At 59.3% G+C, this 19,965-nt stretch carries 21 protein-coding genes, 1 tRNA gene and 1 riboswitch; of the genes, 6 read left to right on the forward strand and 16 right to left on the reverse strand.

The window, feature by feature from the left end:
* The first annotated feature begins 24 nt into the window (after nt 1-24).
* Nucleotides 25-750 (forward strand): 3-ketoacyl-ACP reductase, encoded by a 726-nt coding sequence (locus AACI_RS10800; protein WP_012811453.1) that lies wholly within the window; start codon nt 25-27, stop codon nt 748-750.
* A gap of 57 nt (nt 751-807) precedes the next feature.
* Here the strand turns inward: AACI_RS10800 and AACI_RS10805 are convergent, their stop codons facing one another.
* Nucleotides 808-1,062 carry a hypothetical protein gene (locus AACI_RS10805; RefSeq protein ID WP_012811454.1) on the reverse strand — a complete coding sequence of 85 codons (255 nt, stop codon included), beginning with the start codon at nt 1,060-1,062 and terminating at the stop codon, nt 808-810.
* Nucleotides 1,063-1,165: 103 nt separating this feature from the next.
* On the opposite strand from AACI_RS10805, the gene AACI_RS10810 reads away from it, so the two are divergent.
* The gene (locus tag AACI_RS10810) at nt 1,166-2,329 is read left to right on the forward strand and encodes a uracil-xanthine permease family protein (protein ID WP_012811455.1); all 1,164 of its coding nucleotides are present in this window, start codon (nt 1,166-1,168) and stop codon (nt 2,327-2,329) included.
* 671 nt (nt 2,330-3,000) lie between these two features.
* On the opposite strand, the gene AACI_RS10815 is transcribed toward AACI_RS10810, so the two are convergent.
* The 3 genes from AACI_RS10815 to AACI_RS10825 form a co-directional block, all read right to left on the reverse strand.
* Nucleotides 3,001-3,180, reverse strand: a complete 180-nt coding sequence (locus AACI_RS10815; protein WP_012811456.1) for a hypothetical protein — start codon at nt 3,178-3,180, stop codon at nt 3,001-3,003.
* Between the two features lie 17 nt (nt 3,181-3,197).
* Entirely contained in the window at nt 3,198-4,544 is a 1,347-nt protein-coding gene (locus AACI_RS10820; RefSeq protein ID WP_012811457.1) for an NRAMP family divalent metal transporter, read from the reverse strand.
* 217 nt (nt 4,545-4,761) lie between these two features.
* Nucleotides 4,762-4,925, reverse strand: a riboswitch (M-box (ykoK) riboswitch).
* A 202-nt stretch (nt 4,926-5,127) separates the two neighbouring features.
* Nucleotides 5,128-6,456, reverse strand: a complete 1,329-nt coding sequence (locus tag AACI_RS10825) for an NRAMP family divalent metal transporter (protein WP_012811458.1) — start codon at nt 6,454-6,456, stop codon at nt 5,128-5,130.
* A gap of 176 nt (nt 6,457-6,632) precedes the next feature.
* On the opposite strand from AACI_RS10825, the gene AACI_RS10830 reads away from it, so the two are divergent.
* Nucleotides 6,633-7,289 carry a helix-turn-helix domain-containing protein gene (locus tag AACI_RS10830; protein ID WP_012811459.1) on the forward strand — a complete coding sequence of 219 codons (657 nt, stop codon included), beginning with the start codon at nt 6,633-6,635 and terminating at the stop codon, nt 7,287-7,289.
* Between the two features lie 111 nt (nt 7,290-7,400).
* On the opposite strand, the gene AACI_RS10835 is transcribed toward AACI_RS10830, so the two are convergent.
* The 5 genes from AACI_RS10835 to AACI_RS10855 form a co-directional block, all read right to left on the reverse strand.
* Nucleotides 7,401-7,484 (reverse strand) — tRNA-Leu (locus AACI_RS10835).
* A gap of 134 nt (nt 7,485-7,618) precedes the next feature.
* Nucleotides 7,619-8,146 carry a hypothetical protein gene (locus tag AACI_RS10840; protein WP_012811460.1) on the reverse strand — a complete coding sequence of 176 codons (528 nt, stop codon included), beginning with the start codon at nt 8,144-8,146 and terminating at the stop codon, nt 7,619-7,621.
* A 20-nt stretch (nt 8,147-8,166) separates the two neighbouring features.
* The gene (locus tag AACI_RS10845) at nt 8,167-8,826 is read right to left on the reverse strand and encodes a DUF1003 domain-containing protein (protein WP_012811461.1); all 660 of its coding nucleotides are present in this window, start codon (nt 8,824-8,826) and stop codon (nt 8,167-8,169) included.
* A 5-nt stretch (nt 8,827-8,831) separates the two neighbouring features.
* On the reverse strand, nt 8,832-10,187 hold the full coding sequence (locus AACI_RS10850; RefSeq protein WP_012811462.1) for a GrpB family protein: 1,356 nt from the start codon (nt 10,185-10,187) through the stop codon (nt 8,832-8,834).
* 93 nt (nt 10,188-10,280) lie between these two features.
* Complete coding sequence (locus tag AACI_RS10855; RefSeq protein WP_012811463.1) at nt 10,281-10,505, reverse strand: DUF1540 domain-containing protein; 225 nt, start codon at nt 10,503-10,505, stop codon at nt 10,281-10,283.
* Between the two features lie 333 nt (nt 10,506-10,838).
* Here AACI_RS10855 and AACI_RS10860 point away from each other — a divergent pair, with 333 nt between their 5' ends.
* Together AACI_RS10860 and AACI_RS10865 are read left to right on the forward strand one after the other, a co-directional pair.
* Nucleotides 10,839-11,039 carry a cold-shock protein gene (locus AACI_RS10860; protein WP_008340254.1) on the forward strand — a complete coding sequence of 67 codons (201 nt, stop codon included), beginning with the start codon at nt 10,839-10,841 and terminating at the stop codon, nt 11,037-11,039.
* Nucleotides 11,040-11,149: 110 nt separating this feature from the next.
* On the forward strand, nt 11,150-11,461 hold the full coding sequence (locus AACI_RS10865; RefSeq protein ID WP_012811464.1) for a hypothetical protein: 312 nt from the start codon (nt 11,150-11,152) through the stop codon (nt 11,459-11,461).
* Nucleotides 11,462-11,516: 55 nt separating this feature from the next.
* Here the strand turns inward: AACI_RS10865 and AACI_RS10870 are convergent, their stop codons facing one another.
* Nucleotides 11,517-12,614, reverse strand: a complete 1,098-nt coding sequence (locus AACI_RS10870) for a G1 family glutamic endopeptidase (RefSeq protein ID WP_148213781.1) — start codon at nt 12,612-12,614, stop codon at nt 11,517-11,519.
* 223 nt (nt 12,615-12,837) lie between these two features.
* Here AACI_RS10870 and AACI_RS10875 point away from each other — a divergent pair, with 223 nt between their 5' ends.
* Complete coding sequence (locus AACI_RS10875; protein ID WP_012811466.1) at nt 12,838-13,782, forward strand: aldo/keto reductase; 945 nt, start codon at nt 12,838-12,840, stop codon at nt 13,780-13,782.
* Here AACI_RS10875 and AACI_RS10880 read toward each other — a convergent pair.
* From AACI_RS10880 to AACI_RS10905, 6 genes are all read right to left on the reverse strand, one after another.
* A complete protein-coding gene (locus AACI_RS10880; RefSeq protein WP_174260461.1) occupies nt 13,774-15,066 on the reverse strand; it encodes an arsenic transporter in 1,293 nt (430 codons plus the stop codon). The two genes, AACI_RS10875 and AACI_RS10880, sit on opposite strands and share 9 nt — an antisense overlap.
* A gap of 29 nt (nt 15,067-15,095) precedes the next feature.
* Nucleotides 15,096-15,818, reverse strand: a complete 723-nt coding sequence (locus AACI_RS10885; protein WP_012811468.1) for a ThuA domain-containing protein — start codon at nt 15,816-15,818, stop codon at nt 15,096-15,098.
* A gap of 159 nt (nt 15,819-15,977) precedes the next feature.
* Entirely contained in the window at nt 15,978-16,175 is a 198-nt protein-coding gene (locus tag AACI_RS10890; RefSeq protein WP_012811469.1) for a hypothetical protein, read from the reverse strand.
* A gap of 22 nt (nt 16,176-16,197) precedes the next feature.
* A complete protein-coding gene (locus AACI_RS10895) occupies nt 16,198-17,811 on the reverse strand; it encodes a sodium:solute symporter family protein (protein ID WP_012811470.1) in 1,614 nt (537 codons plus the stop codon).
* A 374-nt stretch (nt 17,812-18,185) separates the two neighbouring features.
* On the reverse strand, nt 18,186-19,103 hold the full coding sequence (locus tag AACI_RS10900) for an aldo/keto reductase (protein ID WP_012811471.1): 918 nt from the start codon (nt 19,101-19,103) through the stop codon (nt 18,186-18,188).
* A gap of 93 nt (nt 19,104-19,196) precedes the next feature.
* A complete protein-coding gene (locus AACI_RS10905) occupies nt 19,197-19,946 on the reverse strand; it encodes a sugar phosphate isomerase/epimerase family protein (RefSeq protein ID WP_245530562.1) in 750 nt (249 codons plus the stop codon).
* Between the last annotated feature and the right edge of the window lie 19 nt (nt 19,947-19,965).

The raw sequence follows: 19,965 nt of genomic DNA on the forward strand, positions 1-19,965 counted from the left end.
GATACACAGAGGAGGGAATCAGACATGGCACAATCGCTCAAGGGATGGAGCGCCATCGTCACGGGCGCCGGCAAAGGCATCGGCAAGGCCATTGCGGAACATCTGGCGAAAGAGGGCGTGCACCTCGGGCTCATCGCCCGCACAGAAAGCGATTTGAACCGCGTGGCGGATGCCATTCGCAGCGCGTACGGGATTTCGGTCTACACGCAAGCCGCCGACATCGCCGACCGCATGTCCATCGAATCGGCCATCCAGCGCCTGAAGGAGCAATTGGGATCGGTCGATGTCTTGGTCAACAACGCCGGCACGGCAAGCTTTGGCACCGTGATCGACATGCCTGTGGAGGAATGGGAGCGCATCGTCCGCGTCAACCTGCTGGGAACGTATTACGCGACGCGCGCCATTTTGCCCCATATGATCGAGCGCAATCGTGGCCATATCATCAACATCAGCTCGACGGCGGGCGAGAAGGGCTCCGCCACGACGTCGGCGTATTCGGCATCCAAGTTTGGCCTGCTCGGCTTCACGGAATCGCTGATGTACGAGGTGCGAAAGCACAACATTCGCGTCATGGCGCTCTTGCCGAGCACCGTGAACACGGATCTGGCGCGCAACGTGGGGCTCAAGCTGGGAGACGAAGATCATCAGATGCAACCGGAGGACGTCGCCGAACTCGTGGTCGACGCGCTCCGCTTACCGAACCGCGTGCTGCTGAAATCTGCGACGCTCATCATGACCAACCCTCAGTAAAGCGAACCCCCGCCGCAAACCTAGGCGTTTGGGCGGGGGCTGTACGTTTTTCACCGCCTAACCGCGCGACGCGCCGCTATCGCTCGTGGGCTGGTGCTGACTGCCCCCGACGGCATTGCCTGTCTCTGCGCTGTTGCTTCCCAACGCCCGATTGCCGAGATCGGTCCGATTCGTGCCGGAGGCGGCCGCGGAGCCGTTCACGGATTGATTGGTGCTCTCCCCAATGAAGTTTCCGCCGCGCTCACTGACTGTGTCACAGCCTGCGAGGACGATGGCCACAAGCAGGGATAGCCCTGCGACTCCCCAGCGCACGCGATCACACTCCTTTGAGTTTTGGCGAGATCGTGGTTATACTTGCCACGGATCGCTCCGCGCATGCGAATCCCACGCATCCATCCCACAGGAGGTCATCCCATTGAGCGCTGTCCTGCGAAAGCTTCCGTTGTCCCTGCAGCACGTGTTCGCGATGTTTGGCGCGACGGTGCTCGTGCCGATTTTGACGGGCTTGAGCCCTGGCGCGACACTCGTGGCGAGCGGCCTGGGTACGCTGGTGTTCCATGCCATCACGCGCGGCAAGGTGCCTGCGTACCTGGGATCTTCCTTCGCCTTCATCGCGCCCCTCACGCTGTACGTCACGAGGCACCACGCGCCCGGGCAGGCGGTCACCGGACTTGTGAGCGTGTCCGTCGTGTACTTCCTCTTTGCCCTCATCGTTCGCGTCGTGGGTTTCGATCGCGTCCGCCGCGCCATTCCGTCCGTGGTGGTGGGCCCTGTCGTCTCGATTATCGGGCTGTCGCTGGCGACCACAGCCGTCACGGTGGATGCGTCGACCCACTGGGACGTGGCCATCGTGACGCTGGCTGCAGCCGTCGCGTGCGCCATTGCAGGCCCGCGCACCTTGCGAATCATCCCCATCCTCGTCGGCATCGTCACTGGATACCTGTACGCCCTGGCCCGCGGCTTGGTTCACCTCGGACAAGCCGCCGCGCAGACCAAGTGGATCGAGTTCCCCACCTTCCACGCCCCGGAGTGGAACCTGGCCGCCATGGCGAGCATGGCGCCCATCGCGCTCGTGACAATGGTCGAGGATCTCGGCCACATGTTCGTGCTGAACGAGATCATCGAGCGCGACGTCACGCGCGACCCGGGGTTCGGCTCCATCCTGTTCGGCAACGGACTTGCAACGCTGATTTCGGCACTTCTCGGCGGACCTGCGGAGACGACGTACGCGGAGAACCTGGGCGTACTGGCGATGACCAGGAACTTCTCAAGCCGCATCATTCAGGGAGCGGCCGTGATCGCCATCCTTCTGGGCCTCGTCGGAAAGGTGAGCGCGGTGATTCAGTCCATCCCACCAGCCGTGGTCGGAGGCGTCGGCATCCTGCTGTACGGCATGATCGCGGCGATGGGCATCCGGCACATGATTGAGGCCAAGGTGGACTTGACGAAGACAAAGAACCTCATCGTGGTCGCCGTCATTTTCATCATCGGAATCGGCGCGCCTCAAAACGGGATCGCCATTGCGACGGTCGCCGGCCTGCTGATCTACTGGCTGCTGCCTGACCGCACGGCATCTTGAGAAAAGAAAAAACCGCCGTATCGCCACGGCGGCCACAATGAAACCCAGGGGGAATGGAAGGGTTCAATATGTAGCATACGCATTTTCGCTTGAAAGTCCATTGAAATTTTGTGACGTCGCACGACAGAGCAGGACAAGTGCGCTTGAACGCACCCGAGAATGCCGGAAAAAAGTTGCCACCGCGCGTGCGGTGGCCAAGGATGTTCAGGGGGTTTCAGGGGGGTTCCGCAGTTCTCACGATACCACCCTCAGCTTGAAGAACCCTCGAAATCCAGCTTGGTGTCCCGAGACTCTCGCGGCAAAGGCGGATGGTCCACAACCAGACACAGCCCGCGCTTCGAACGCATAGCCTACAACAAAATTTTTCATCGAGGAAACGAAGTGTCTTTTGGAAAAATCGTGGACATCATGGGCATCTCAGCGAGGAGGTCCAAGCGATGAAGTGGATCTTGGGCGCAGCTGCCGTCGGTGCCTTACTCGCAGCCCGCTCCGCCGTCCTGCATGGCGCAGGGCCAAGAGCCCGCGCCAGCAGCCGTCGCGAACGTATTCGCCACAAAGGCCTGTGAAGCATACAAAAGGCCTGCTTTCCTCGCGTTCGGTTCCGGGAAGCAGGCCTATGGACTGTGTGGCCGCATTCGTCGCTCCACTCCCTTGATGCATCGCACGGCGCCTTAGAAGCTTCCTTTCGCGAAGCCAATGACGACAAGCACCAGCATGATGGCGATGTACACCCGGAGTCCCCAGAAGACCGCCTTGACCCACCCTTTCACCTGGGCGCGCGGCAGCGGATCCGTGGGCGAGATCGGCGCTCCAGAGGTCAGGTCCACAATCACGCCGTCCTTCCGCTTCATCGCTCATACCTCCTCACTCAGAACAAGTTCGGGAAGATCACCGTCAGCCCATACAGGCCATTTAGCACCACGAGCAGCCCGATGATGGCGAAGCCAGAGACGTTTTGCCACGTGCGGTTGACGTGATCGCCCATCACCTCGCGGTCATTGAGAAGCAGCATCAGGAACATCAGAGCCGCCGGCATGAAGATGGACGCGATGACCTGCACAATCATGTTCAAGAAGCCAAGCGGCGCGTGCGGAATGAGCACGATGGCGGCTGCGATCACAGCGCTCGCGATCCCGGGCACATAAAACTTCCAGGCCAAGCGCGCGGGCATATTGATGCTCTTCGGCCAGTGGAAGGCTTCCCCCATCGCCCACGACGTGCTTGCCGTCAACGCGATGGCGGCGATGAGTCCTGCTTCCACAAGCCCGAGTGCGAACAGGCGTTCACCGACTGGGCCGATCTTGGCCCCGAGCAGATTCAAGATGCCCGTGATGTCCAGGTTCATGCCGTGCGAGCTGTGCATGACCGTGCCCGTGAGGACCATGATGGCGCAGGCCACCACAATCATCGCCAGTGTGCCGAGCGCCGTGTCCAGCTGACCGTGACGAATGTCCCGCTCGGTGAGCCCTTTGTCCACCACGGAAGACTGCTGAAAGAACAGCATCCAAGGCGCGATCGTCGTCCCGAAGTTGGCCAACACGATGAACAAGAACGAAGCCGTGAAACCTCCGGGAACGTTCCAGTTCACGAACGCATCGGCCACAGCCGACCAGTGCGGCTTTGCCATAAACATGAGCGGGATGAAGATGAGGTTCCCCGCGGCAATCCACAGCGCGATGCGCTCCCACGTGTAGTACCGCAAGACGAGCAGCGCGAACACATCGATGGCAAGCGCAATGGATTCGCTGATCCACCCCGGGACGCCAAACACGCCCATCCCGATTTTGATCCCGATGAACTCGGTCACGAGCGTGAGCACGTTCGCCACGACGAGATCGATAAGGGAAAACCAGCCCCAGAACGCTCCGTACCGTCCCCAGATCATCTCGGCATGGCCTCTGCGCGTCACGGCGCCGAGGCGGACCGTCATCTCCTGAACGACGTACGCGATAAAACCTGCGATGATGAGCGACGGAATGAAGAAGCCAATCCCGTACGTGGCCCCCGTCTGCGCGTAGGTGATGACGCCGCCTGCGTCGTTGTCGGCGATCATCGTCAACACGCCCGGGCCGATCAGCACCAGAAGCAGACGAAGGCGCGCCCAAAAGCCCCGCTTGCCGTAGAGGCGGGCCACTCGGGCCATATCCTTTGCGCGAAGTTCACGCTCCAGTTCATGCAAATCCTTGGTTGCGTACACATTCGCGTTGCGAGCCATGACAATCACCCCTGGACGGGCGATGGGCAGGAAGTCCCCACGCCCCAATATGATACAATCGGTAGAAACCCATACGACCGCCTGTTCCCTGCGGATTCATTGCGCACACGGGGCGACTACTCGACGGACTGTCCATACCCATCACCTCCTCCACGGTTTCCATCATGGCCCAATGAAAAACCCCCTGGCGAACCAGGGGGCACGGGCGCAGCCCTATGCACATCCCCCTGGTTGAGCTTTGGCACTATACGACGTAGGGAAAACCCAGCCACGTTAGGTAAAGCCTTAAGCCGGCCATACCTGTTCTACCCATTGGCGTGTCTCCACGTTTCCGGGCAGTGGCTTGTGTTCGTATAGTAGCCTCGCCTAACGAGGAACGCATCTTCAAAAGTTATGGTATGTTTCGCGCGCGACGCGGTGCCTGGACCAACGCCCGTCACCGACTGCCGCAATTCCTCTGTCTTTGTATCATTCACCGCCCCATCTGTCAAGAGTTCCGAGCGTCAAGAAAGCGTTCTCGCCACAAATCTTTGAAACGCGCTTTTGCACACCGAATCGTGCCCCCAAAGACGCGACGACCCGATCACGCCTGAAGAACAGTCTGGGTGACCGTGGCCAGCGTCAAAGCGATGAGCAGCCCAACCATCGCCCATCCCCAGATGCGCCCCCACCATCTCGTGCGATACGGCCCCATGAGCTTCTTGTCACTCGTCATCAGAACCAGAAAGATGAGGAGCGGCGTCATCAGCACACCCCCGATGACCTGCGCGACGATGGAGATGAAATTGAGGGGCAAGTGCGGAATCAAAATGGCAGCCGCCGCGATCACCAAACTCCCCGCGTAGATGGCATAGAATTTGGGCGCTTGCCGTACTTTGTCATTGAGGCTCTTGGACCAGCCAAACAGCTCCGCGATGCTCCAGGAGGACGAGAGCGACACCGTGATCGAAGCCAAGAATCCCGCGTCAAACAGGCCGATGCCAAAGAGCGTTGCACCCAAGCGCCCCACCGTGTGCTGAAGACCCCCGATGATGTCCGACGGTCCAAGGCTCGTCACATTGTGCAGATGGCCGTACAGAGATGCGCCACAGACGATGATGGCGGCTGCAATCACGACCTGCATGATACAGCCGAAGGCCGTATCGATCCGGCCGAACCTGAGCTCGCGAGCGCTGACACCTTTGTCGATCGCGCCACTGCCCTGGAAGAAGATCATCCAAGGCGCGATGGCATTCCCCACCGTGGCAATCACAAACCAGATCACGTCACCCCGGAGGGAAGTCGGGACATTCCAAGTCGCAAACGCCCGCCCGAGGGCATGAAGGCTTGGATGTGTCATGCCGGCCACAACGAGAAAGACGACGTTCAACCCGCCAATGACGAGGGCGATGCGTTCTTTCGTGAAGTAGCCGGTGAACACCACGAACGAGATCACAAAGATCAAGCACAGGAGGTCGGCGATCCACATGGGAATTCCAAGCATCCCAAGCCCGGCCGACATTCCGATGAACTCGGTGATGAGCGTCAACAGATTTTCCAACGCGAGCGTCGCCACGTGATAAAATCCCCAAAAATTTCCGTACCGCCGTTGTGCAAGTCGCGAGATCCCTTCCTGGGTCACCGCGCTGAGACGCATGCTCATCTCCTGGACGGTGAACGTGAGGGCCGCGAGGCACAGCACCAGGGGCACAAACAGCCCGATGCCAAACTGGACGCCTGTGGCCGTGTAGGAGATGACGCCGCCAGCGTCATTGTCCGCCAATGCAGCAAGAAATCCGGGCCCCAAAAGCACCCAGAACGACCACAGATACCGTCGTACCCCCTTTTTGGAACTCGCTGAGGAGATCTGCTGAAGTTTAGACGGCGTATCCGATCTCGCCTCGGTTCGCGAAGTTGCAGAGCTCATCTCCATACCTGCCAACCCCCTGCCGTTCGCTCCGCATCCGCTGTATGGAGTGGTCCATTGAACTGCCTGCCGACGTATCCTATGCAGAGGAGAAACATCGCGTGATCCAGTCCGTTGCGAAATTCGAAACAAGTGAAACGCCGAGGACACATCTTCTTTCACATGATGGATGAAGGTGAAACATGATGGGACATTTGGAAGAGACGGTGAAGTCTTTGCTGAGACGCCGCTCGATGTCCATGCGCCAGTTGGCCACCGCCACGGGTATCAGCGTCAGCACGATTTCGAAGATGATCGCCGGGAAACAGAGGGTGAATTTGGACTACCTGCGGCGCATCGCGGACGCACTCGGCGTACCACCGCTCACCCTGGCGGAAGCCGCGGGGCTCCCACTCATCAAGGAGCCCATAGGGCCAACCGATGGCGATCGGCAGACGTCGATGAACGCGCTTCTCGAGTACCTCGGCCTTGGGAATTTGAATGTTCTGCGGACGGAGATCGAACGAGAGCTTGAGAAATATGAGGCATACGCGCAGACGGAAGAGGGACGACAATTCATTGCGGAAAAGTACCTCGCGAAGCGAGGTCAAATTCAAGGCATCGGAGATTTCCTGCGCGATCTCGACGACATCTACGATCGATTTTCTCGGCCAGACACGCCTGAGGACGAAAGGCGGATCTTGGCCAGTGGAATCCTGTACTTCCTGCTCGCCACGGACGCCATCCCGGATTATTTGTTTCCTGCAGGATATTTGGATGACGCGATCGCCATGCAAATGGTGCGCGAGCGTCTGGCGCGCCGCCGGGAAATGAAGGACCAGGGTGCAGAGGGTTCCTGAAGGGAGTTGAGAAGACGTATTTGAACCGAACAAATGGGTGAAGTCTTCTGTGGTTAACGCGGGGAAGAAGCGGGGGAAGAAATGCAAAAGGCGCGGAAAACCGCGCCGCGATGCCGGGAGCGGGACTCGAACCCGCACGGGGATACCCCCAGCAGATTTTAAGTCTGCTGCGTCTGCCTGTTCCGCCATCCCGACGGATGTAGAACGCGTCTCCATTATCCGACGCTCGGGCAAAATGCGCAAGCCTGTTTCACATTCCACACGAGCGTCTTTCAAAATGCGGAGCGAATCTTTGGGATTCTCAGACAAAGCATGCGTCTTCTGCGCGTCTACAGCCAACCTCGGGGATGCGAGCTGTTGGGCGCCTGAGGGCCGGGGCACTCATCTTGCCTTTCCAACAGCGCTTGGAGGCGTTCGGCATGGAGCAGGAGTTCATCCGCAGCCTCCAACTCCTGCGCGCTCTGCTCCCGGAGGGCTCGAAGCCCGTCCTCCAATTGCGCAACCGTTTGTTGCACTTTCGCCAACAGATTTGCCATGGACCGCGCGGATTCGGCCATCCGCTCCGACCACGCCCACAGCTCACGGGCCACCGTGACAACCGAGTCCTCGTCGAGGCGATGTCGGCTGATCTCCACGCTCAACGTGACCGCCATCTTGCGCAAAGCGTTTGACGCGCTTGAAATCGCCTGACTGCTTTCCCGAACGGAGGCGGAGAGCGGAGAGAGCCGCTCCCACACGCCCCACAGATCTTGCAAAGCGGCTTCCGTAGTTCGGCGGCGCTCAAGTACAGGCTCCAAGGCCATCACCAAATCCCAGACGGCTGCGTCGAACACCCGACGATCTGTGGAGGGTTCCATGCCCATCCCGCCCTTTGGGCTCAAGTGTTTTCCTGTTCTGAATTCTTCACCTCGTTCTCAGTTCCTTCTTCGGCCTTTTTTTCGCTCGCAACTGCTGCACGTGGCGCATTCAAGCTCATCTCCTGCTGTTGCAGCACCACGGCATCCAAGCGCTTTAACAGGCGCTCCAGTTGCAGCAACTTGCCTTCAATTCGGTGCAAGTGACTCTGCATATCATCAATTTCTTGTTCAGCCTTATAGTTAATCGCGAAGTCGATGATGGCCTCATGTTTGTCACGAGCAGCCTGCCGGTTCTGACTCATCATGATGATGGGCGCCTGAAAAGCGGCCAAGAACGACAGGCACAGATTCAAGAGAATGAACGGGGGCGGATCGAAGTGAAATCTCCGCGTACCCGGCGCCGCGTTCCACACCATCCACGAAACGAGCAGTGTCGCAAAGATGATGATGAAGGTCCAACTTCCGCCAAACGCGGCCATGCGATCCGCCAACTTATCTGACCACTTCGTCTTGCGCTGATACTCCTCGTCCAACATGGACAGGATATTTTCCTCATATAAGTTGACCAGCCGGGCGATCCGCTTGGCGTCGCCTTCGTTAATGGGAATATCAAACCCTTCCAAGTTGGCGTTGTCTTCGTCGTCATGATCCGTGTACACGTAATAATACCGCTTGGCCATGCACCTCACCTCCATTGCGAACGCTTCTTACGACTCCACTGTGCATAAACCGTCCGTTTTCCCTCCATGTATCGATCAAGGGTCACGCGATGGAATTGGTTGACCCATCGCTCCTTGTGAGATTCCCAACGCCGCAAAACATCCTGCTGCGTCTGCAGCCACCTCGTCCACGCGATGGCGGCTCGGCTATATCGATTGCCCGATTTCGCGATCTGCAAATGCACGGCAGGCCACGACTCCTCCGCCTCGCGCACCCAAAGCAAACGTCCTTTGACACCGGCATTTCCGCAAAATTGATAGCCGCACTGCTCGAGCGCGTGCCACTCTTCCCTGTGCAAGACAGGCCGGCGCAGCAGGACCAACACGTCGATGGCATCGTTCGCGATGGCGCCCTCGACCGTCGTCGTGCCAATGTGCCGGATCGAGCAATAGACGCGCCGATGAAACACGCGCGAAATCTGCTCTCGCTCCCGCTCGAACGCCAAAAGATGCCTCGTGCTGACTTCGGTGAGAGAAACGGGTACGCGAACAGCGCCCGGCGCGCGAAAGCCGAATTGACGACGGATGAGCGCAACGCCAAGCCACGACAGAAATGCGACAAACGAGGCGATGATGAATGCCGCGGCGACACGCGCGTTTAGCGTGGAAAGCCACGTCACCCAAGCGTCGTACAAGCTGTGCACGACCATAACCAGCAGAATGCGGCCCGTGAGGATGGCCATGATGGCCAAGATCAAGCCCAAACAGCTAAACATGTACCACGCTTGGAGGCGTTCGTGGGTAAACTCGAGGATGTGACCACTCCCGAACGCCAGAGCGCTGAGCAAAAGCGCAGTCGCCAGTCCTGACATTCGCACGCCCGGGGTGTCCCACCACCGGCGCAACACAACGCGGAAGAGGGCGATCACGGCAATCACGCAACTCCAACGCCACATCTCCTCGAGGCCAGCCACCACGCTCACTGCGTAGTCCACCCACGTCACATGGGACGTTACGTTGCTCTGATTGAACCTCAGCGCTGCGCTCGCAGCATCTGCGGTCAATTCCAAACAACCCATGAATGCGAAGGGAGTCAAACCGTACAAGTAGCATCGCGTGACGGTGCGCGCAAGGGGGCGCCTGAGTAAGACTCGAGATCGCAGCGGATCCCATGTGCGGAATAGCGAGCGCCGAAGGGAGGGGAGCAAGATCAACAAGCTCAGCACGCTGAGCCCGAGATACACCTCAGCAATCCACAGCACCTGGCCGCCGTCAAACAGATTGGCGAACGTCGCGAACGCCGCAAAGAGAATCGCATACCCCACTTGCCACACACGCATCTCCGCGACCAAGCGTTCGCACAACTCATATAGGCGCGTCACCCAGTCATCCTCCAGCCTCCCCCGCAGCCGCGAGGGAGGTTCACCCAGTCTCCGCATCTCATTATACAAGAGCACGCACCCGCATGTCGCCTATCACGGGTTCGAACGGTGTCTCGGTTTGAACGTCTCGCAACACGTTTCCATGGACGATCGCGCATGGCTCTCCCGCTCTGCCACGGCGAATTCACGGCCGAACTCCTCCCGGAACGATGTCTCACCGCGCCGACTCACGGACACCATGATGGATGGAGCCGCGCATTCGTTGCCTTCGTGCCAAAAGAGACAATTCGCGACCGTGCACTTCACATCGACCTTCATATGCGTTCCCTCCTTCAATCGACTTTCACGCTTAGTCTGGCGCTCATCCCGGACGCATCATCCGCACAGTGATTGACAAGCGATCCACAAGCGACGCGTGAGGCGCGTCAACGTGACGCGCTCCGAAACCTTTTTCCTCAGAACGCTTGACATCCCGAGTGGAGGGTGTATAATAACCTCAACACCGAACTCCATACGATGGAAGTCTGGATCTTTGAAGCCGGTCGTTCGGCCTCAACGGGTCGGGCGGCTGGCTTTTTCGTTCAGCGTCAGCGCACGGGAGTTCGGAATCTAAAGCAAGTGCTTCTGGTAAGCACCATGGAGGAATTTCGGATGTACGAAGGTACAGTCAAGTGGTTCAACTCGGAGAAGGGCTACGGTTTCATTCAGGTGGAGAACGGGGACGACGTGTTCGTTCATTACAGCGCCATCCAAGGACACGGCTTCAAGACGCTGGACGAAGGGCAACGCGTGACGTTCGACATCGTTGAGGGGCCCAAGGGTCCGCAGGCAGCGAATGTCGTGAAATATTAATCGGTCGCTCAAAAGCCCATGTTGCGACATGGGCTTTTTTTATGTCATCATTTAGGCGTTTGGACAGCCGACTCGTCCCGCGCGGGGCGAGAAGTGAGGAGAATGAGCCGATGATCACGATGTTGCTAGGCATTGTGGCCGGCATGATCGGCGTGTTGGAAACGTTGCTCGACGTGGTCTCCCAGCAAGGCTATACGCCAACCGCCGACTGGCATGCGTACGGCGCCATCGCGGTATCCGCGCTGGGCATCGTGATTTCGCTGTTCGCTCGTCGTCACCCCAAGACCGCGGGCGTACTCCTGTACGCGTGCGGGATTCTTGGATTTATCTTCTCGAAGTGGTCGTATATCCCTCCGGGTATCGTGTTTTTCATCGCCGCGACCATCGCGGTCTTTTTCGATATGCGCGAGCAACCGTCGTGAGATGGCGAACGCACGCGCAAAACGGGCGGCTTCTCCCAGCCGCCCATTGTTTTCGTTACCATCCCCACGATAGCTGGACCTCGATGCTCGCTCCGTTCCCCATCGGGATATCGATGGACCAGTGGTGATGACCCTTTGGCCAAATCCACTGCGTCCACCCGGAAGCGTCTCCAGGAATGGAAATCGACCACGTGGTTTGGCTTTGCCATCCGTTTCCGTTCCCCACACCCCAGTCCTGCCCCGTCGGGAAGGGGAATCCCGATGTCCCTGGCCATGCGCTCGATGGACCCGTGGAGTTTGTCCATCCGCCGCTCGATCCCGGCCATGACGTGGATGCCGCTCCCGAATACGTGGTGGTCGTGAACGATTCCCCGTCCGATCCGATGGAAGACGGCGCGATGCGAACATTCCCAAAGGCGTCCACCATGGCGACCGGCTGAACCTGATTCGAGGACGCATCCAGTGGTTGCCCGTTCACCGTCGCGTCCGTGAACTGAACCGTGCCGGAATCGGCGAGAGGATACAACCCGCCCCGCATCGTCGACGGATCCTCGCTGATCCACTCTGCCGAGGTTCCAATCTTCTCCGCGTACACACTCGACAGATTCACCGAGATGGTCTTGGATAGGGTTTGGCCCGACGGCGTTGCGGCCTGCAGGGTCAGCACCCAGGTGGAGCCGGTCTGCTGCCGAATCGCTGCCGAGATCTTCGAGCCCACGGGCACCGTCATCACGGTGTTGGCAGCAGAAGGTAATTTCTCCCAGAATACCTGCACCTGTGTCTGACCATTTTCGATTTGTTCGAGTGTCCCAATTTGCAACAGGTCTTCCGTCTGCACACCGCCCAGGCCTATCCATTGCGCCGCCATCGCGCCATCACGGCCCGTGATGCTGGGCACCGTCCACGCGCCTGTGATGCTCGTGTACAGTTGCGATCCGGCCGGCGTATCGATGTAACCGCCCCAATTCTCTGACGTCTGCGTTCCCGCCGGCACGCTCGCTTCGCTGGTCAAAAACACGTCGCCAGCCTTTTCAGATGCGCCGTCGACCGCATGAACATGCGTCCAAGCCGCGCCGACGCCCCCCAACATCACGAGGGCCGCCATCCAGCGCCCGCGGCACGGCCGCCGAAAAGCGCGTTTCCTTGCCCCCATGGTTTTCCACATCCCCTTCGCGAAGTCGTTCCTCAGGATTCTTCGGTTCTTCGCAGTTTCAGTCTAAGCCATCTCCCTTGAAAATTGCTAGAAGCGCGAGCGCCTTCGCTCGGCGCACGGGAAGCGTCGCCGTCGAACGTTAGAAGCTGTGAAAGGAGGATTCTAACCGTTTTTGTTGAAAACGTTTGATGATGCGAGGCCACGGGAGGAGGAACCGAAGCACATGAACTATCGTCAGCTGTCGAATGGCATTCAAGTCTCCGAGATCACGTTTGGATGCTGGGAACTGGGCGGCGGACAATGGGAAAAGCAGGACGACGATGTGAACATTCGGGCTTTGCAGCGCGCCTATGAACTCGGCATTCAGTCGTTCGACACGGCAGAGGGATATGGACAAGGCCATTCTGAAGAAATCGTGGGCCGAGCGCTCGAAGGCGTTCGAAAGGATTGCGTGATCGCCACGAAGGTTTCGCCCGGCCATCTGCGAAGGGATGACATCCTTCGCTCAGTCGAACAGAGTCTGAAGCGCCTGAGGACGGACTATATCGACATCTATTACGTCCATTGGCCGAATCGCGACATTCCTCTGTCGGAAACGATGACCACCTTTGCCGAACTGCGAGATCAGGGCGTCATCCGAAGCGTCGCGGTGTCGAATTTCTCGCGGGAACTTCTTGAGGAAGCCATGAGCTACACGCGCGTGGACTGCATTCAGCCCGAGTACAGCCTCTTGGAGCGGAGCATCGAAACCGACGTGCTTCCCTACTGCCGCGAACACGGCATTGGCGTTCTCACGTACTCGTCCGTGGCAAAGGGAATCTTGACAGGAGCCTATCACTTCGGCGGTTTGAAGCTTTCGCCGAACGACTTTCGTCAGGGCCGCCGCCTGTTCAAGCCCGAGCACCTTGAAGCGGAGACGCCCCTCGTGCAATGTGTGAAGAAGATAGCCGATCGCCACGGCGTGAAGCCCGCAGAGGTGGCCATCGCCTGGATCCTCCACCAGCCCGGCATCACGAGCGCAATTGTCGGAACCCAAAGCATCGCGCACCTAGAGGAAAACGTTCGCGCGGTGGACCTCCGCCTGAACGAAGATGATCTCCGCGAACTAGATGAAGTGAGCCGCAGCGTGTTGACGCAAATCGACGGGCCGGCCTCTAGCTCACGATAGGTGGCGGACGAGCCACAGCCAACCATACATGCTCGCCAAGACCGTCAACAGCGTTGGCCACGTGAAGGCAAGCCCCGCGCGCATAAACGCGGAGACCGTGATCCGCACGCCGCGGGACTCCAACACGTGCAACCATAGCAACGTGGCGAGCGAACCGATGGGCGTCATCTTCGGGCCGAGATCGCACCCGACCACGTTTGCGAGCGCGAGCGCCACTTGGTCGGAGACGGGCAGTCCAGTATGCTGAATCGCCAAGAGCCCGAGCATCACGCTCGGGAGATTGTTCATCACGCAGGATAAGCACGCCGAGAGCACGCCCATGGCCATCACGCCCCAGAACAGGTTGGCGTGCGACGTCATCTGGACGAGGCGGGTCAACCAATCGGTCAGATGAGCGCGTTCCAGCCCATACACCACCAGGTACATGCCCACGGAGAACACGACGATCGACCACGGCGCTTCTCGAAGGACGCGCCGTGGATCGGCCGTCCGCGTGCGCCAACCGGCGATGAGAAATGCAATGGCGATGGCACCCTCAACGGCGGACACCGGAACGTGCGCGATCTCGCTCGCGACATAGCCCAGCGTCATGACGCCCAGCATCCACCAAGAAAACTTGAACATCGACCGATCGCGGATGGCGCTTGCCGGAGCAGGCAAAGCCCCGACGTCGTAGGATGCGGGAATCTCGCGGCGAAAGTAAAGATAGGTGACGCCAAGACTCGCCCCGAACGAGACGAGATCCGGCACGAGCATGCGCAGCGCGTACCGCAAGAAGCCTAGGTGGTAGTAATCCGCAGAGATAATGTTGACGAGATTGCTGATGATGAGTGGAATGGAAGTCGAATCTGCGATGAAGCCGCCGGCGAGTAGAAACGGGATCATCTGCCGCGCGGAGAACTGCAGTCTTTTCATTTTCTCGAGCACGATGGGGGTGAGAATGAGCGCGGCTCCGTCATTCGAAAAGAACGCCGAAACCATGAAGCCAAGTGCCAAAATCAAGACGAATGCAAGCCGACCGCGCCCCCTGGCTCGGTGCGCGATGGTAAGCGCTGCCCACTCAAAAAATCCTGAAGCGTCGAGGACGCTGGATACGACGAGAATTCCGACAAATGTAAGCGTCGCGTCCCACACGATATTCCAGACGGTCCACACGTCGTGCAGCCGCACCACCCCGGCGGCGAGGGCCAAGAGCGCGCCGAGAAGCGCGCTCCAGCCCACCGGTAAACCCCAAGGGCGCCACACCACAAGGACCAAAGTGGCGAGAAAGATTGCCAGCGCCATGAGAGCCACGTGTGTCCTTCATCTCCTCATCATCGAGCACCCTCGGGGCTTGGCGCGTGGCCGTACGCGGGAACAGGGCCGCGTGTCGGCGCTGCCCACCGGCAAGCGTTCACAATCACCCGCTGGATGTTCGAGTCGTGATAGGTTGAATACGTCTCATGTCCAGGTCTGAAATAAAAAATTTTCCCCCGCCCCCTCCGAAACGTGACGCCCGAGCGGAATACGTCCCCACCCGAAAACCACGATAAGAAGACGATCTCGTCCGGAACCGGAATGTCGAAATGTTCCCCGTAGGTCTCCTCCTTCGGGAGCTCGAAATACGGCGGAAGGCCCTCGGCAATGGGATGCGTCGGATCGATCACGAAAAGCCGCTCCTTCTCATCTTCTTCCCGCCAGCGCAGATCGCAGGACGTGCCCATGAGGCTTCGAAACACCTTCGAGAAATGCCCGGAGTGGAGCACCACGAGCCCCATGCCGGAATGAACGCGGCGGACGACGCGATCGACGATGGCGTCCTGCACCTCGTGGTGTGCCACATGGCCCCACCAAACGAGCACGTCGGTCTCGTTCAGCACAGCCTCTGTGAGCCCGTGGTCCGGCTCATCCAACGTCGCGGTGCGAACCTGCATCCCCGCGTCGGTCAGCGGTTTCGCGATGGCCGCGTGAATGCCGTCCGGATACACCTTGCGAACGGCCTCATCCCGTTGTTCGTGGCGGAATTCGTTCCAGACGGTCACTCGGATGCTGTTCAACGAAAGCCCTCCCTTAAACGATACCCTCCCCATGATACCTAAACCCCGATTTCGGGACAAAGACACGAAGTCCCAGAAGCCGGGCGGACATGTCTGGAGAAAGAGAAGGGCAGCCGGTTGGAAACCAGGCTGCCCGTCCATCCTCTTCGATGCGCGCCGTCACTCGCTCGGCTTGGCCAGCGACGCGATGAGGAATACAATGCCAAACAGCAGGCAGACGACGCCCCACCAGAGGTCGATGTTGGTGTGCAAACTGGGCGTATGCGGATCGGCCACAGCGCCGTACAGGCCGAGCACGACGCCGTACACGATAAACAAGATGCCGATCATGAACCGAAGGTCCAAAAAGCGCTTCATCTCATCATCTCCCCGGGATGGATCACCAGAACGCGATATTCAGGCCCACCAGGATCACGAACACGATGGCCGCCAGGTAACCCGGGCGCTTGTACCACGGATAACCGCTGTAGTCGGGCCGCTTGCTGAGGCCGTACACGAGGCCTTCCAGCTCTTCGGGCCGCTTGCCCTGCGTCACAAGGCTTACCAAGACGGTCACGACGACCGTGATCACCCAGGCCCACCATGCGCGCCAGAAGTTACCTGCATCCGGGCTCGAGAACATATGCGCGGGCAGGAAGAAGTACATGGCGAACGCGCCGGCGATACCCGCGAGCAGGCCCCAGAAACCGCCCCAAGGCGTGGCCTTTTTCCAGAACATCCCCAACAAGAACGTGGCGAACAGCGGCGCGTTGAAGAACGAGAACAGCGTCTGCATGTAATCCATGACGCTCGGGAAACCGGCCGCGAAGTAGGCGGTGCCGATGCTGATGATGACGCCGACCACGACCGCCCAGCGCCCCATGTTCACATAGTGCTTGTCCGGTGCGTCCTTCTTGATGTACGCCTGATAGATATCATACGTCCAAACCGTCGTAAACGCGGTGACATTGCCCGCCATACCGCTCATGAAGCTCGCGAGCATGGCCGTCAGTCCAAGCCCGAGCATGCCAGGCGGATAGTATTTGGCGATGAGCAGGGGCAGCGCCAGGTTGTAGCTCATGTTCGGCGAATGGCCGATCTTCGGAAAGATGGCGAGCGCAATCAGCCCCGGGATGATCACCAGAATCGGAACAATCATCTTAAAGAACGCTGCGTAAATCGGCGTCAATTGGGCCGCGCGCAGATCCTTCGCCGCGAGGGTGCGCTGAACGACCAAGAAGTCCGTCGTCCAGTACCCGAACGAGAGCACAAAACCGAGCCCGAGCACCACGCCAAGCCAGCCAATTCCCATCGGGTTGTGAGACGGGGAACCCAGGTTCGCCCAAAGATGTCCGAACCCCGCGGGCAGCCGGGACATCATGCCCTGCCATCCGCCCAGATTGTGCAGGCCGATGAGCGGGATGGGCAGCAAACCAGCCCAAATCAAGAAGAACTGCACGACCTCGTTAAAGATCGACGAGGTCAGACCTCCGAGCGCAACGTAGATCAAAACCACGAGCGCAGACACGAGAATGCTGGTGTCAAACGACCAACCAATCAAGATCTGAAAGATCAGCGCCATGGAATACAAGCTGATGCCCGACGTCAGGACGGTCATCACGGCGAACGCGATGGCATTGAGCGCGCGGGTCGCTTCGTTGTACCGCAGTTTCAAGAACTCCGGCACCGAGCGCACCTTCGACACATAGTAAAACGGCATCATGTACAGGCCGAGAAACAACATGGCCGGGATCGCACCGATCCAGTAAAAGTGAGTCGTGAGCATGCCGTATTCGGCGCCGCTCGCGGTCATGCCGAGAATCTCGAGCGCCCCGAGGTTGGCGGATAGAAACGCCAAGCCCGTGATCCAGGCCGGGATGGATCGGCCGGACAAAAAGAAATCCTCTCCAGTGCGAACGCGGTTACGAAGGACGAATCCGACGCCGAGGACGAAAGCGAAGTAGACCAGGATGATGATGTAGTCCACGGCGTTCGCATGAAATAGCGCGTGCACCCGATGCACCTCCTAGAAATTGGGGTTTCGACCGATAGCGATTTCAAGCCGTCTACGTGAACTCGTGACCACATTCCATCGGCGGGCACGTACAAGGTCAGTATGCGCCCCGAGGAAGCGGCCCATGTGCGGCGGCGTCCATCGCCATCAGCATGAAGACGTGTACAGCGCCGTTGCCATCGCGCGACCGCCTCCGAATATAGCAATTTGGACAAAGAAAGACAAGCGACGACGAGATGTTGACCACGTTTGAAAAGACGTGAAAGTGCGGCGCACCCCCTTTTGGGGCACATGGCGCAAATCAAGATGGTTGACAGCGCAAATGAAAAGAGGACCGGCATTCGAGCCGATCCTCGTGTACTTGCCGGCCTCGCTCAGGGCAACTGGTAGCCTGCCGCGAGGTAGATCTCGTACCACTCCTGCCGCGTGAGCTGAATGTCCGCCGCTTGGCACGACGCGCGCAGGCGATCCACGTTCATGGTACCGATGATGGGCTGCATCTTCGCCGGATGGCGCAGGAGCCACGCGATGGCGATGGTCACGTTGGACACGCCGTAGCGCGCCGCGATTTCGTCCAGCTTCCGGTTCAATTCCGGAAACTTCGGATTGTCCAAGAAGACACCTTCGAAGAACCCGTATAAAAATGGGGACCACGGCTGAATGGTGATGTCGTGGATCCTGCAGTAGTCGAGCACACTCTCGTCGCGATCGACCGCCCACTCGTTCCCCATGTTGAGGTTCATGCCCTGGGCGATCAGGGTGGCATTCGTGATGCTGAGTTGCAATTGATTGGCCACAATAGGTTGGTGGACAAACTTTTTCAGCAGCTCAATTTGCATCGGTTTGTGATTGGAGACTCCGAAATAACGAACCTTGCCTGTCGTCTGCAGGATTTCAAACGCTTCCGCGACTTCTTCGGGTTCAACAAGCGCATCTGGCCGGTGCAAAAGGAGCACGTCGAGGTAATCCGTGTGGAGGCGGCGCAGGCTTCCGTCGACGGCCTCCAGAATGTGTTCCTTCGAAAAGTCGTACATCCCTTTGCGGATGCCACACTTCGATTGCAAGATGACGCGCTCGCGCACGTCGTCGTTCATGTGAATGGCCTCGGCGAACCTCGATTCACACTCGCCGCCCCCGTAGATGTCGGCGTGATCGAAGAAATTCGCGCCGAGTTCAAGCGCTGTCTGGATGTATCGCTCGGCTTCCGCTTGGCTGAGGCGATTGATGCGCATACAGCCAATGCCGACAACGGGTACCTCCAGATGCGTGCAGCCAAGTTTCATCGTTCGCATGCAAACCATCCTCCTCCGTGACTTTCTCGTCGTGCGCCCTCGAGTTCACATCTGGCAGGGGCGGGCCTCCGCGAGGACACCGCCTCAAGCAGCCTATCGCCCTGAGCCGCCCGAATAACTGAGCCTGCGAATGGCTTCCCCGGCTTGCCTCAGTTCGGGGATGGGATCTTCGAAATTGCACTCGATGGAGATGGGGCCCTGATAGCCGATCTCCCGGAGCACCTCAAACCATTCTCGGACGGGGAGCGAGCCGCTGCCCGGCCATTTCCGCTCTTCGTCCGCCACGTGCACGTAACCAATGCGGCCCCCTGCCTTTGTCAGCTCGCTCACGGGCTCGCCATTTTGCACGAGGTGATAGAAATCGACGAGCAGGTCGACGCGATCGTGAGCAAGCTCTTGCACAAACGACACCGCGTCTTCCACCGTGTTGATGAGATTCGTCTCCGCGCGATTGAAAAACTCGAAGTGGACCCACATCCCGTGCGCGGCGGCGAGATCGCCCGCCATCCGCACCACGCGGGCCAGTTGCGCGCGCGCCTCGTCCCGCGGAAAACCGTCCGGCACGCGGCGATTCTTGCCTGCCCCGAAGCCGACGTGTTGACCGCCGAGATCGGCCATTCGCGCAAAGGCAACGGCCAGGTACCGCGCGATCTCGTCCATGTCCACGTCCGGGCCCACGATCGACATGTCCGGCGGAAACAGACGATTGAACGCGAGCAGCGGCACCTGATTTCGCAGCAGTTCGTCGCGAATCGCCCGCCATTCTGCATCCGGCATGCTCGGTTTGGTCACCTTCGCGTTCAACTCGGCGTAGTCAAACCCGGCGTCGCGGACAAAGCGCAACTCTCGAGGCCCAACGCAG

The organism is Alicyclobacillus acidocaldarius subsp. acidocaldarius DSM 446 (assembly GCF_000024285.1).
Taxonomy (GTDB): domain Bacteria; phylum Bacillota; class Bacilli; order Alicyclobacillales; family Alicyclobacillaceae; genus Alicyclobacillus; species Alicyclobacillus acidocaldarius.